We start from the raw sequence: 12,795 nt of genomic DNA, 5'->3' as shown, positions 1-12,795 counted from the left end.
CCCCCAGAGTCCACGGGGCACTGGCGAGCGCTGCCGCGGTGGCCCTCTCACGCCTCGCGACGCAGGCCTGAATCTCTGATTCGATCGCATCCCGCGTGCGGCAATCGCGAGATATGCCCGATGACCGATCCCTCACTGAGCCATGCGCGGCGATCCACGTGACGAGACGTGAGCGTCGCCGCTCGACAGTGTCGACGCCTGATCCCGACGATTCCGTATCTCAAATAGAGGTCCTAGCGGCTTCGGCTGAATTCAGCTCCGTCATCCTTCGCGGTCCGGCGGGTTGATCTTGTCGACTCGCGACACCCCACCCTGGTTTACGCAGTCCCGTGCGAGGTCGTGCACCGCCCAATGGAACTCGAGATCTGAGACATTCGCCCTGATGGTCGCTTCGACTGGTGTAAAGCGATGGAGCGGAGTCGTTCCCTCGTCTATCGCGAATCCGAATTGGTCCGCCGCCATGATCGAGAGCGGCTTCGTGCCGCTCCATTCGATGCCCACCCGAATCTCATACTCGGTACGGTTGCTCGCGCTCGCAGAGGCACGCAGCAGCGCCATGAAATCGGCGACTCCTGCTTGGATGGCGCGGGACTCGATCTGTCTGCCCTCCCAGTGACCGTCGCTGCTCATCCGGTGCCCGCCGACCGCCGCAGCAATAGCTACTGAGCCATCGTGATGAATGCTCGCCCACGCCTCCTTCCAGGTCTGGCGTTCTCCAGTAGCGGCGTTCGCCGCCACCCAACGCCGCAGACCAGGCCGCAGGTCTTGGCGCTCGACGTTTTCCAACGGGTGGACGGCGCTGTGATCGACATACTCGAGGCAGAGCTTTTCCGCAGCCTTGAAGAGCTCGCGCGCGTCATTCTGTGTTGTGCGCTCCATCCGGCCTGGGACCCTCGGGTGCCCGACGGCGACCAGCCACGCGCGAGCGCCGTGGTCGCGACCCGCCACCGCCTCCGCGTAGAGCTTGTCGAGTGTTTCGGTCGCGTGCCTTCGCTCGTCGAAACGGGCCCGATACATCGCCTCGATCTGACGTTCTTTCATCCACACTGTGTCGGAGTCGTTACGGATCGGGGCACCGAAGTACTCGTGCCTGAAGATGAGATGAGGACCATCCACACTGGCCGGTACCACGACGACGACTGCCCTATTCCCGGCGGTCCCGACGTTGTGGACGCCGAGCCCGAACACTGGTGGAGTGATGGCTGTAACCGCTGCCGAGCGGAGAGCTCGTTCGTACTGTTCACCGAAATCATCGATTCCGACGCGGGCGCTAGCCGCGCGTTCAGTTTCGGTCACGCCGTAGACGATCACTCCTCCGCCGTTGTTCGCCATCGCAGCCACGTCCTTGGGGAAATCCGACTGCGGCAATGCCTTCAAAGGAGGTAGCTCCGCTTTCCAGTCGATTTGGTCCGTCTCCATGACCCCGACTTCGATCGCTTGATCGATCATTTCGTCGGTGAGGGGACCAGGCGGTAGTCCGAGCGCACGGTGTAAGGCGGTGAATGTCATGATCTGACCGTAGCCAAATGCACGACGTCTTTGCCTCGATAGCCGGTCGTCAACGGGCGCCCGCGAGCGGATCGCTGAGCGCACCAACGCTGTCCGCGCTGGTGGAAGCCCCGATCGCGCCCGCAGCGCGGTGAGCTTCCCGGACCCGGCCCGGCTCGAACGGGCGGCCACCCTCACCAGACTGCGGGCAGGACGCATCCTTACCGGGTAGATGCGCCTTGGGCGGGTTCGTCGCAAGAGTAGCGCCGCCTAGACAAGTCCCGCGCTTCCGAGCGATCTTCAATCCGGTGCGGCGCGAACCGGCACCACCGTGGCTGCGGACTATTCGCTGGGCCTGGCGTGCTCTAAGCTGGCGCACTTGGCTGTTCGCCGGGGCCAGCAACTCGTAGGCGCTGAGTGTCGTGACGAGAGACATCAGGAGACCGTGGTGACGGACAGCACCAGCCTCGTATCGCTGACGCCCGCAGCGATCGCAGTGGTCGAAGCCATCGCCGCGGCCGGCGGTCGTCCACTGGTGGTTGGCGGCTCTGTTCGCGACGCACTTCTGGACCGTCGGGGCAAGGACGTCGACCTTGAGGTTCATGGACACACGAGTGTCGCCGAGGTCACGAGCCGACTCTCGGCCCTCGGCCATGTCGATCACCGCGGCCAGGCGTTCGGCGTGCTGGCGATCAAGGTCGATGGTCAGGACTTCGACATCTCGTTCCCGCGCCGGGACTCGATTGCCGGCGCGGGCGCTCGCGGGTTTGAGATCGATGTCGACCCGAACCTCTCCGTGGAGGAAGCCTTCGGTCGTCGCGACTTCACCATCAACGCGATGGGTTGGGACCCACTCACCGGCGAGCTCATCGACCCGTACGACGGGGCAGCCGACCTCCGTGCCGGGATCCTCCGCCACACCACAGCTTCGTTCCGGGATGATCCACTGCGCGTGCTTCGCGCGGTTCAATTCGCTGGCCGGTTCCGGTTCGTTCTCGCCCCGGAAACGGTCGTCGAGTGTCGCGACATCACCGCTTCGATCGCCCGCCGCGGAAGACTGCGCAACGCTGTGTCGCTTGAGCGGGTCTGGCAGGAATGGCGCAAGCTCGCGCGTCGCGGCCTAGCTTGGACGAATGCGATGGACGCACTCGTCGACACCGGCCTGATCCAGTTCTACCCGGAACTGGCCGCCACCCGCGGCGTCGAGCAGGATCCAGGCTGGCACGCGGAGGGCGACGTATGGACGCACCTCACCCTCGCCGCTGAGCAGGCAGCGCTGAACGCTGAGCGCGACTGCCTGTCCGGAACAGACCGTGAGGTGGCCGTGCTCGGCGCCCTCGTGCACGACCTCGGAAAGGTCACCCACACGCAGAACACCGATGGGCGGATCACCAGCCGGGGTCACGCTGCAGCCGGGGTGGCCCCCGCGACCGCATTCCTCCGCAGCATCGGCGCCCCGCACCACCTGATCACCCGCATCGCCCCGATCGTGCGCGAGCACATGTCCCACATCGGCATCGATCCGCCGACCCCGTCCCAGGTACGCCGGCTGATCCGTCGACTCGACGCCAACGGAGCCGGTGCGACCATTCACGACTGGGCCCGAGTCGTCGATGCCGACTGCGCCGGCCGCGGACCGTCCGCGAAGCCGAGCCCGGCGAACCGGTGGCTGGACGTTGCCGCAAACACGACCGTCGGCGACGCGCCACGCAAAGGCATCCTTACCGGCGAGCACCTCGTCGCTCGTGGATACATTCCCGGGCCCGAGTTCACACCACTGCTCTCCGCCGCGCTTGACGCACAAGACGACGGCTTGATCCAAGACGAAGACAGCGCTCTCGCCTGGCTCGACGAGTACGAAGCGAATCGCATCGAGAGATAACCGCCACCAATCCTGCTCCAGCATGGACTAGGTGCGTCACCACGTCGCTGTTGGCGGGATTCAGGGGTGAGTACCTTGCACCGGAAGGGGATCCTCAACCGGGACGAGAGATCGTAGTGAGGAGGCGGCAACAGATGCGCAGCGCTGCACGCGAGGGAGCAGGCGCGCACCTACCTGTCATGGGAATGGTCTACACCGCGCACAGCGCCTCGCCCATGCCGTCCAAGTCGAGGCTGTACAGCTCGGGTGACGCGCACACGGGTTACGGGCGCGATTCGGCCTCAAGGAGAAAAGCCCTGATCACACGGTGGGGCTGATTCGCCCCGACCGTCAACTCTGATCCGACGGCGGCGTATCCGCGGGAGTCGGTGCCGCACCGGGTGCGGCACCGTCCTGCGCTCCCGATCAGTCTTCATCCCGCCTGAACGCCCTCTCCAGTAGCTCCGCCGTCGCCGGGTTCACCTGCTCCCGACGCTGGATGTAGTGCTGCACCGTGATCTTCGTATCGGTGTGCCCGAGCAACTCGGCGGCGAGTTCGACGCTCGCGTTGTCGTTCACAGCGGTCGCGACCGTGCGCCGGAACAGGTGCGGTGTCACTCCGCCGATGCCGGCCCGCTCGAGCACGTGGCGTAGCTGACGCCGGACGTTGGCCGTGGTCAGCTACGTGCCATCGCGCGAGTGGAACACCAGCGACTCCGCGTCTGAGTCGCGGGTGACCGCAAGTCGACGCCGCACCGCCTCAGCTGTGAACGACGGCAATGCGACGATGCGCCGCGACTTCGCCGTCTTCGGATGGTCCTGGCGGAACGTCGGCTCGCCATGACCTCTGATGATCGTGCCCGCGATGCGGATCGTCGGCGTCGGGCCGGTGACATCGATGTCGCACCGGCGGATCGCGAGCACCTCACCGATGCGGGCCGACGTGCCGAGCATGACCTCGACGATCGCGCCGAGCTGTCCATCGGGCCGGGGACCTGAGATGTGGTCGACGCCGGACTCCCAGCGGGCGATCACGGCGCGGATCGCGTTCACCTCGACGCTCGTCAGCGCGTCGGGCATCCGACCCTCACGGTGCACGCGGAGACGTGATGCATCGGGTTGGCCGGCAGCACCTCGTGCCGTACCGCGAGTTCGAGCGCGAGCCGCAGCACGACGCGCGACTGCTTGGCGCGGTTGTATGAGATCCTCGCCTGTTCCTTGATGAAGCGGTCGCAGCGCGCCACCCCGATCTCACGCAGGGTCAGGTGCTCGAACACCGGCAGCACGAGGGTGCGCATGTTCCGCTCGTACAGGATCCGAGTCGTCTTCGAGATCCGGCCCTCGAGGTCGAGGTCCTGCAGCCAGTACGCGACGAGGTCGCCGAAGGGGCTGTCCGGCGTCAGGTGCCCGGAGCTGGATGCGGGTTGGAGCTCCGAGCGTCCCGCCAGCTTCTCCTTCAGTGCTCGCTCGGCGGCCTTGGCTGTGTCGGCGGTGGCCTGCACGATGCGTGAGCGACCGTCCCAGTCTCGGTAGCGGGTGCGGGCTTCGAATCGCCCGGATGGCAAGATCCGCGTGGTGATATCGCCGAAGTTGCCGATGGTCAATCGTGGTCGGCCCATGTCAGTTCGCCACCCCTCGGAACATCGAAGTGTGGGCTACGCCGATTCCCGCTGCTCGGCCACCCAGTCGCGCACGTCGGAGGCGGCGAACTTCAGGTGTTTGCCGAAACGGTACGCGGCCGGCCCTTTGCTGCGAGTGCGCCAGTCGTAGAGCGTCGAAACGGGCACACCCAAATAGGCGGCCAACTCGGAGATGTCCAACAGCGGCTCGAGCCCGAACGCGTCGGTGGGTACCGTCGCGGAACTGATCGGCAGATCCTCGTGCGTGTTCATACCGGTCAGGTGCGCATTGCGCTCCTGAGCGATCGGAACCGACCGGTGACGACACGGCTGTCTCGGACGAGAAGACCGGATCAGGGGTGCTGCAGAAGTGAAAGTGATGGGTTTTCGATGGGAGGATCAAATCTCTTAACCTCAAAAGTCCCGGAAACCCTTAGGTTTCCGGGACTTTCTGGTCGGGCTGACAGGATTTGAACCTGCGACCCCCTGACCCCCAGTCAGGTGCGCTACCAAGCTGCGCCACAGCCCGATGCCACCGGATTTCTCCGAAGACAACTTGACCATCATAGCGGCATCCGAAGGGGTGCTCGTGACACAGGGCCCAATACGAGCCCTCGCTCACCACGCGGCATCCACCCCTCGCGCGACACGCCGACGACACGCCGACGGCACCCGCAACCCGCATCCCGACCACACCCGCGAGAACCTGCGGCCGGCGCCGGGTCCCAATCTTTTTCACGGCGTGGCGCGACTTCGAACACAACATGTAGTTGCCACCATGAGTTGAGCCACTACATATAGTGACCGCAACACATGCCGCGACAGCGCGACATCCGTACCGAATGCTCGGAGGAAAGCACCATGACCACGCCCGCAACCACCGATTCCCCACGTTCCGTCGCCGTCGGAGCGACGATCGACGAGTACCTGTCGCGAGACGACTGGCGCGTGAATGCGAACGCCAACCAGGGCTATTCCCTGGGCGGCCTCATCCTCAACACCTCGGGCAAGCTCATCGCGAACTACTGGCTCGACGAGGTCTACGCACCCGAGGCGGGTGTCGCCCACCGCGAGGGCGACCTCCACATCCACGACCTCGACATGTTCGCCGGGTACTGCGCGGGCTGGTCGCTGCGCATGCTGCTCGAGCAGGGCTTCAACGGCGCCCCCGGCAAGATCTCGTCGACGCCCCCGAAGCACCTCTCGAGCGCGCTCGGCCAGATGGTCAACTTCCTGGGCACGCTGCAGAACGAGTGGGCCGGTGCGCAGGCGTTCAGCTCGTTCGACACCTACCTCGCTCCGTTCGTGCGTCTCGACTCGCTCTTGTACGACGACGTGCGCCAGTTGTTGCAGGAGTTCGTGTTCAACCTCAACGTGCCCTCACGCTGGGGCACGCAGACCCCGTTCACGAACCTCACCTTCGACTGGACGTGCCCCGACGATCTCGCCGAGCAGCACCCCCTCATCGGCGGCGAGGTGTGCGACTTCACCTACGGCGATCTCGCCGAAGAACGGGCGGTCATCAACCGGGCGTTCATCGAGGTCATGAGCCAGGGCGATGCCGACGGGCGCGCGTTCACCTTCCCGATCCCGACCTACAACATCACGAAGGACTTCGACTGGGATGACCCGGCGGTCGACGCCCTGTTCGCGATGACGGCGAAGTACGGGCTGCCCTACTTCCAGAACTTCGTCAACTCCGACCTCGACCCGCACATGATCCGCTCGATGTGCTGTCGTCTGCAGCTCGACCTCACCGAACTGCTCAAGCGCGGCAACGGCCTGTTCGGCTCGGCGGAGCAGACCGGCTCCCTCGGCGTCGTCACCGTCAACTGCGCACGGCTCGGATTCGTGCACTCCGGCGACGAGGCCGCCGTGCTGGTACGCCTCGACGAACTGCTCGAGATCGCGCGCGACACCCTCGAGGCCAAGCGCACGGTGATCGACGAGCACATCGAGGGCGGCCTGTTCCCGTACACCAAGCGCTACCTCGGCTCGTTGCAGAACCACTTCTCGACGATCGGCGTCAACGGCCTCAACGAGTACGTGCGCAACTTCACGCGCGACTCCGACGACCTCACGACCGACACCGGAATGGCCATGGTCAACCGACTGCTCGACCACGTGCGGTCGCGCATGGTCGAGTTCCAAGAGGCGACCGGCAACATGTACAACCTCGAGGCGAGCCCGGCCGAGGGCGCGACCTACCGGTTCGCCAAGGAGGACATCGCCAGGTTCGGCGACGACGGCATCCTGCACGCCGGCACCGACTTGAACCCCTACTACACGAACTCGTCGCAACTGCCCGTCGGCTACACCGACGACGCGTTCGAGGCGATGGCGATGCAGGAGGAGCTGCAGAAGAAGTACACGGGCGGCACCGTGCTGCACCTCTACATGGGCGAGGCCGTGACGTCGTCGGTCGCGTGCCGCACCCTCGTGCGACGTGCACTCGAGCAGTTCCGGCTGCCGTACATCACGATCACGCCGACCTTCTCGATCTGCCCGGCGCACGGGTACCGCTCGGGCGAGCACTTCGCCTGCCCCGACTGCGGCGCCGACTGCGAGGTGTGGACCCGCGTCATGGGGTACTTCCGCCCCATCTCCTCGTTCAACATCGGCAAGAAGGGCGAGGCCGCCGAACGCCTCTACTTCGCCCAGGCCAAGAACGGGGCGCCGTCCCAGCCTGCGCCGAGCACCGAGCCGGCGCTGAGCGTCTGAATCATGGCCGAGCGCATCGTCAGGGCAGAAGACCTTCGCATCGCCGGGATGTCGCGGCTGTCGACCGTCGATTGGCCCGACCATCTCGCGGCGACGGTGTTCCTGCAGGGGTGCCCGTGGGATTGCTTCTACTGCCACAACCCCGCGCTCATCGATCCGCGGGCAGAGAGCGCGATGGCGTGGGCGGAGGTCGACACGTTCCTGCGGGCGCGGGTCGGCCTGCTCGACGCCGTGGTCTTCTCCGGCGGTGAGCCGACGATGCAGCACGCGCTGCCGGCCGCGATGGCGGCGGCGCGTGCGCTCGGCTTCGAGATCGGGTTGCACACGGGCGGCGCGTATCCCACCGCGCTCGCCCGCGTGCTGCCGCTCGTCGACTGGGTCGGCCTCGATATCAAGACGACGGATGCCTCGTACGACGGCTTGACCGCACGCAGCGGCAGCGCGCAGAACGCCTGGCGGTCGCTCGAGCTCGTGCTGGCCGCGAATGCGCTGCGTGCCGGCTCCGGCCGGCCGCTCGACTACGAGGTGCGCACGACCGTGCACTCCGCGGCGATCGACGAGGCCGGGTTGTCGCTGCTCGGCGGTCGACTGGCAGACGCCGGGGTGCAGACGTGGGCCGTGCAGCGGTTCCGTGATGCCGGCACCCGCGACCCGCTCCCCCGCGCGACGCAGCCGGGTCGCCAGGTTTCGCTCGACGGCATCCCGGTCCACCGCTTCGCCCGGTTCACGGTGCGCTGACGGCGCAGACGGCGCCGAGCGGTCGCCCATGGCGAACCCCGATGCGGATGTCGGTGGTCGGCGCTATCTTCGAAGCGTGATAACCGACGTGACCGAAGACATCGAGCCGCTCCGGCTCAGAGTCGCTCCTGCGAAGGAGGTGCCCTTCGCCGATGTCGAGGCGGTGTTCGGCACCCAGGGCGACCCCGCGCACTGCTGGTGCCAGTGGTACAAGATCCCCGGCAGCGACTGGCGCAGATTCGGCGACGAGGGCTTGCACGATCGCCTGAAAGAGCAAGTGCAGTCGTCCGGCATCGGGCGCGGGCTCGTCGCCTACGACGGCGAGACGCCGGTCGGCTGGTGCGCCGTCGAGCCGCGCACCGATCTCGCGAGAGTGCGTCAGAGCACCATCGTCAAGGGCGGCACCGCGCATCCCGACTTCGACGACGCGGCCGTCTGGGCGGTCTCGTGCTTCGTCGTGCCCCGCAACCATCGGGGCCGTGGCGTCGCCCGCGCGCTCGCCGAGGCCGCCGTCGACTTCGCACGCTCAGGCGGCGCCGCGGTCGTCGAGGCGTACGCCGTCGACCCGTCGGTTCGCACGAAGGTGACGCCCGACGCGCTCTTCCACGGCACGGTCTCGATGTTCGTGCATGCGGGCTTCACCGAGGTCTCCCGCCCGCGGCCCGACCGCGCGATCATGCAGGTCGAGCTGGCCGGCTGATCGGGCCGGCTGACCCGGCGTCAGCGCGAGAACCAGCCGCGTTCGGCACTGCGCAGCGCACGCACCGCAGGCTCGAGATCGGCGATGCGCATGCCGGCGCGCCGCTCTGCTGCGAGGGCCAGCGTGTCGATGACCAGCCGTTCGCCCCCGTCGGCCGTGCGCGGCGCCAGCGTGCGCAGATACTCGGCGAACAGCGACTGATCCCGGTGGTCGCCGAGCACGTCGTGGATCGACTCCCCCGCGCGTGCGAGTCGCCGCGCCGGTGCACCGAAGAGCGCGAGCGGCTCTTCGGTCAGCGCCTCCGCGGCATAGCGGACTCGCCGCCCGGCCTTCCGCACCGCATGCAACCGCGCCGGCGCGGCCGCGTCATCGACTCCCGACGCACGTTGCACGGCCCGATGCGCTTCGCGCGCGAGCAACGCGGCGAGCACCGGCCGGGCCGGTCCAGCGGCCGGCGGCAGCAGCGGTGCATGCTCCAGGAATTCGGCGAGGGCCGCGCGACGCTCAGTCGCGAGCGGCGACCGCTGAAGCGCGACGTATCGAAGGTGCGCGCGCCGGTGGGCGGCACTCGTCTCATCGATGATGCGGTCGCCGACGGCTGCCAGCGCCACCGAATCGAACAGACCCCGATCCAGCGGGCCCGTGCCGAGCAGCCCCGGCTCGGCGGCATCCCGCAGCGCCCGCTCGGCCACCTGCAGCCGCACCTCGAGGTCGCGCACCGAACCGAGTTCCCGGCCGAACTCGCCGTAGGCGCGACGCAGATCGCCTACGGCGGTCTCGTCGAACAGTGGCCCGTACACGGCGAGCACGCTGCGAAGCCGGCGCACGTTCGTGCGCAGGCGGTGCACCGCATCGGGCTCGTCGTCGATCGCAGCGGGTTCGATCGCGTCGATGCGGTCGCCGATCGCCCGCAGCGCCGCCAGCACGACCGCGCCTGCGCCACCTTCAATGGCGGCAGCGCCTGCACCGCCCGCAGCGCCTGCAGTGCCTACGGTGTCCGCGTCGCCTGCATCGCCCGCCTCGACGAGAGCCATGGCGCCATGGTAGACGTGTCGCGCCATGCCGACGCCGTGACGAGCCGCGCGCCCGCCCCGCCGCGCCCCGACTCAGTCCGCGTCGACGCGCACGCGCTTCACGCGCGACGCCTCACCGCGAAGGATGCTCACGCGGCTGCGCGGCACCCCGAAATGGGCCGCGAGCGCCGCGACGACCCCGGCGTTCGCAGCGCCGTCGACCGCACGCTCGCGCACGAACACGACGAGTGAGGCCGACGGGTCGCCCTCGAGCGCTTCGACGAGCGGGCCCTTGCGGCTGCCGGGCTTCACCCGGATCGTGACGTCCATCACTCCCCCGTCGCGACGATGAAAGCACGAACGCCCGAGCCGCTCCCGGTGAAGGGGTGACTCGGGCGCCGCGACATCCGTTCGCCTATTTCGAGCGGTCGCGCTTCTCGCGCACGCGCATGTTGATGACGATGGGCGAACCCTCGAAGCCGTAGATCTCGCGCAGCCGCCGCTGGATGAACCGGCGGTAGCCCGGGTCGAGGAACCCGGTCGTGAAGAGCACGAAGGTCGGCGGGCGGCTGGCCGCCTGGGTGCCGAACAGCACGCGGGGCTGCTTGCCGCCGCGCACCGGGTGCGGGTGCTCTTGCGTCAGTTCGGTGAGGAAGGCGTTGAACTTGCCCGTCGCGATGCGGGTGTCCCACGACTCGAGTGCCGTCTCGAGGGCGGGCACGAGCTTCTCGAGGTGACGCCCGGTCTTCGCCGAGATGTTGACGCGCGGCGCCCACGACACGTGATGCAGGTCTTGCTCGATCTCCCGCTCGAGGTAGCGGCGGCGTTCGTCGTCGAGCAGGTCCCACTTGTTGTACGCGAGCACGAGCGCCCGGCCCGACTCGAGCACGAGGTCGATGATGCGCACGTCCTGTTCCGAGATCGGCACCGAGACGTCGAGCAGCACGACGGCCACCTCGGCCTTCTCGAGCGCGGCCTGGGTGCGCAGCGAGGCGTAGAAGTCGGCGCCCTGCTGCAGGTGCACGCGGCGACGGATGCCGGCGGTGTCGACGAAGCGCCAGATCTTGCCGCCGAGCTCGATCTGCTCGTCGACCGGGTCGCGCGTGGTGCCCGCGAGCTCGTTCACGACGACGCGCTCTTCGCCCGCGGACTTGTTCAGCAGCGAGCTCTTGCCGACGTTCGGTCGGCCGAGGATCGCGACGCGGCGGGGGCCGCCGAACTCGTCTTTCGCGACGGCCGAGACCTGCGGCAGCACCTTGAAGACCGCTTCGAGCATGTCGGCGACACCGCGACCGTGCAGTGCGGAGACCGGGTACGGCTCGCCGAGGCCGAGGTTCCAGAGCGCTGCCGCCTCGGGCTCTTGACGGGCGTCGTCGACCTTGTTCGCGAGCAGGAACACGGGCTTGTTCGTCTTGCGCAAGAGCCGCACGACGTGCTCGTCGGTCGAGGTCGCGCCGACCGTGGCGTCGACGACGAAGAGCACGACGTCGCAGAGTTCGATCGCGACCTCGGCCTGCAGTGCGACCGAGGCGTCGATGCCCTTCGCGTCGGGCTCCCAACCGCCGGTGTCGACGAGCGTGAAGCGCCGGTCGAGGTACTCGCCCTTGTAGGCCACGCGGTCGCGGGTGACGCCGGGGGTGTCTTCGACGACGGCCTCGCGGCGGCCGAGGATTCGGTTGACGAGGGCCGATTTGCCCACGTTCGGGCGACCGACGATCGCGATGACGGGCAGCGCGGGCAGGTAGCGCACGCCCTCTTCGCCCTCGTCCGAGTGCTCGAGCACGTCGAGGTCGTCGTCGTCGAGCGCATAGTCGGCGAGCCCCGACCGCAGCGTCGCTGCGCGCTGCTCGGCGAGGTCGTCGTCGACGTCGGCGAGACGCTCGGCGAGGTCGTCGTCGGGAGCGTCGAATTCTTCGCTCGTGTCGGTCATGGTGTCTCCTCTGAAATCTGTGCGCTCGACTCGCCCGCCGTGGGCGCGAGCTGCGGTGCCGCCGCGCGGATCACGCCGATGACCGCTTCGACCGTCTGGTCGAAGTCGAGTTCCGTCGAATCCACGGTGGTGACGCCGTCTGCCGCGGTCATGAAGTCCACGACCTTGGAGTCCGCCGCGTCGCGCTTCCGCAGCTGCTCCCCCACTGCCTCGACCGAGGATCCGGTCAGCTCTGCGGAGCGCCTGCCCATTCTAACCGCTTCGGATGCTGTGAGGAGGATGCGAACGGGTGCATCGGGCGCCACCACGGTCGTGATGTCGCGGCCCTCGACGATGATGCCCGGCGCATCGACCGCCGCCATGATCGAGCGGAACAGCTCGATGAGGTGCCGGCGCACCTCGGGCACCCGGGCGACCGCGCTCACGACCGCCGAGATCTGGGGGTCGCGGATCGCATCGGTGACGTCGACGCCGCCGACATGCACGGCGTAGCCGGTCGGGTCGGTGCCGATGCGGTAGTCGAACGAATCGAGACATGAGATGACGGATGCCGCGTCGTCGGTGTCGACACCGGATGCCTCGGCATGCCACGCCAGCGCACGGTACGCGGCGCCCGTATCGAGGAACCCGAAGTCGAGCCGGCGCGCGACCGCCTTCGAGACGCTCGACTTGCCGCTGCCGGCCGGGCCGTCGACGGCCACGACGAACGGGATGACGGGTGACAT

Annotated in this window: 13 protein-coding genes and 1 tRNA gene; 4 read left to right on the top strand and 10 right to left on the bottom strand. The window is 67.8% G+C overall.

The genetic code is table 11. From position 1 onward, the window contains the following. Positions 1-261 precede the first annotated feature (261 nt). Positions 262-1,509, bottom strand: coding sequence for an AlbA family DNA-binding domain-containing protein (locus ACWGST_RS14065; protein WP_452047294.1), 1,248 nt, complete (start codon positions 1,507-1,509; stop codon positions 262-264). Positions 1,510-1,936: 427 nt separating this feature from the next. Here ACWGST_RS14065 and ACWGST_RS14060 point away from each other — a divergent pair, with 427 nt between their 5' ends. Next, positions 1,937-3,370, top strand: a complete 1,434-nt coding sequence (locus ACWGST_RS14060) for a CCA tRNA nucleotidyltransferase (protein WP_452047293.1) — start codon at positions 1,937-1,939, stop codon at positions 3,368-3,370. A gap of 405 nt (positions 3,371-3,775) precedes the next feature. Here the strand turns inward: ACWGST_RS14060 and ACWGST_RS14055 are convergent, their stop codons facing one another. From ACWGST_RS14055 to ACWGST_RS14035, 5 genes are all read right to left on the bottom strand, one after another. Then, positions 3,776-3,994 (bottom strand): tyrosine-type recombinase/integrase, encoded by a 219-nt coding sequence (locus tag ACWGST_RS14055; protein WP_452047292.1) that lies wholly within the window; start codon positions 3,992-3,994, stop codon positions 3,776-3,778. A 36-nt stretch (positions 3,995-4,030) separates the two neighbouring features. Then, a complete protein-coding gene (locus ACWGST_RS14050; protein WP_452047291.1) occupies positions 4,031-4,429 on the bottom strand; it encodes a hypothetical protein in 399 nt (132 codons plus the stop codon). Beyond that, positions 4,414-4,953, bottom strand: coding sequence for a tyrosine-type recombinase/integrase (locus ACWGST_RS14045; RefSeq protein WP_452047290.1), 540 nt, complete (start codon positions 4,951-4,953; stop codon positions 4,414-4,416). The genes ACWGST_RS14050 and ACWGST_RS14045 overlap by 16 nt, the downstream gene beginning before the upstream one ends. A gap of 51 nt (positions 4,954-5,004) precedes the next feature. Further along, entirely contained in the window at positions 5,005-5,241 is a 237-nt protein-coding gene (locus ACWGST_RS14040) for a helix-turn-helix transcriptional regulator (RefSeq protein WP_452047289.1), read from the bottom strand. A gap of 179 nt (positions 5,242-5,420) precedes the next feature. Continuing rightward, positions 5,421-5,497 (bottom strand) — tRNA-Pro (locus ACWGST_RS14035). Positions 5,498-5,829: 332 nt separating this feature from the next. Here ACWGST_RS14035 and ACWGST_RS14030 point away from each other — a divergent pair. The 3 genes from ACWGST_RS14030 (at position 5,830) to ACWGST_RS14020 (ending at position 9,127) form a co-directional block, all read left to right on the top strand. After that, positions 5,830-7,689 carry a ribonucleoside triphosphate reductase gene (locus tag ACWGST_RS14030; protein WP_452047288.1) on the top strand — a complete coding sequence of 620 codons (1,860 nt, stop codon included), beginning with the start codon at positions 5,830-5,832 and terminating at the stop codon, positions 7,687-7,689. Positions 7,690-7,692: 3 nt separating this feature from the next. Beyond that, on the top strand, positions 7,693-8,427 hold the full coding sequence (locus ACWGST_RS14025; protein WP_452047287.1) for an anaerobic ribonucleoside-triphosphate reductase activating protein: 735 nt from the start codon (positions 7,693-7,695) through the stop codon (positions 8,425-8,427). 88 nt (positions 8,428-8,515) lie between these two features. Beyond that, complete coding sequence (locus ACWGST_RS14020) at positions 8,516-9,127, top strand: GNAT family N-acetyltransferase (protein WP_452047286.1); 612 nt, start codon at positions 8,516-8,518, stop codon at positions 9,125-9,127. Between the two features lie 20 nt (positions 9,128-9,147). On the opposite strand, the gene ACWGST_RS14015 is transcribed toward ACWGST_RS14020, so the two are convergent. From ACWGST_RS14015 to cmk, 4 genes are all read right to left on the bottom strand, one after another. Continuing rightward, entirely contained in the window at positions 9,148-10,161 is a 1,014-nt protein-coding gene (locus ACWGST_RS14015) for a CHAD domain-containing protein (protein WP_452047285.1), read from the bottom strand. Between the two features lie 72 nt (positions 10,162-10,233). Continuing rightward, a complete protein-coding gene (locus ACWGST_RS14010) occupies positions 10,234-10,470 on the bottom strand; it encodes a DUF167 domain-containing protein (RefSeq protein ID WP_452047284.1) in 237 nt (78 codons plus the stop codon). Positions 10,471-10,555: 85 nt separating this feature from the next. Further along, a complete protein-coding gene (der, locus tag ACWGST_RS14005; RefSeq protein ID WP_452047283.1) occupies positions 10,556-12,070 on the bottom strand; it encodes a ribosome biogenesis GTPase Der in 1,515 nt (504 codons plus the stop codon). Further along, positions 12,067-12,795 (bottom strand): (d)CMP kinase, encoded by a 729-nt coding sequence (cmk, locus tag ACWGST_RS14000; RefSeq protein ID WP_452047282.1) that lies wholly within the window; start codon positions 12,793-12,795, stop codon positions 12,067-12,069. The genes der and cmk overlap by 4 nt, the downstream gene beginning before the upstream one ends.

Source organism: Agromyces sp. NPDC055520 (assembly GCF_053619715.1).
This window is presented reverse-complemented; position numbering and strand designations above follow the sequence as displayed.

What these genes read in the sequence shown, in the direction of transcription:
- ACWGST_RS14010 (WP_452047284.1), bottom strand. Translation starts at nt 10,470, where the DNA reads ATGGACGTCACGATCCGGGTGAAGCCCGGCAGCCGCAAGGGCCCGCTC.
- der (WP_452047283.1), bottom strand. Translation starts at nt 12,070, where the DNA reads ATGACCGACACGAGCGAAGAATTCGACGCTCCCGACGACGACCTCGCC.
- ACWGST_RS14050 (WP_452047291.1), bottom strand. Translation starts at nt 4,429, where the DNA reads ATGCCCGACGCGCTGACGAGCGTCGAGGTGAACGCGATCCGCGCCGTG.
- ACWGST_RS14015 (WP_452047285.1), bottom strand. Translation starts at nt 10,161, where the DNA reads ATGGCTCTCGTCGAGGCGGGCGATGCAGGCGACGCGGACACCGTAGGC.
- ACWGST_RS14030 (WP_452047288.1), top strand. Translation starts at nt 5,830, where the DNA reads ATGACCACGCCCGCAACCACCGATTCCCCACGTTCCGTCGCCGTCGGA.
- ACWGST_RS14065 (WP_452047294.1), bottom strand. Translation starts at nt 1,509, where the DNA reads ATGACATTCACCGCCTTACACCGTGCGCTCGGACTACCGCCTGGTCCC.
- cmk (WP_452047282.1), bottom strand. Translation starts at nt 12,795, where the DNA reads ATGTCACCCGTCATCCCGTTCGTCGTGGCCGTCGACGGCCCGGCCGGC.
- ACWGST_RS14040 (WP_452047289.1), bottom strand. Translation starts at nt 5,241, where the DNA reads ATGAACACGCACGAGGATCTGCCGATCAGTTCCGCGACGGTACCCACC.
- ACWGST_RS14025 (WP_452047287.1), top strand. Translation starts at nt 7,693, where the DNA reads ATGGCCGAGCGCATCGTCAGGGCAGAAGACCTTCGCATCGCCGGGATG.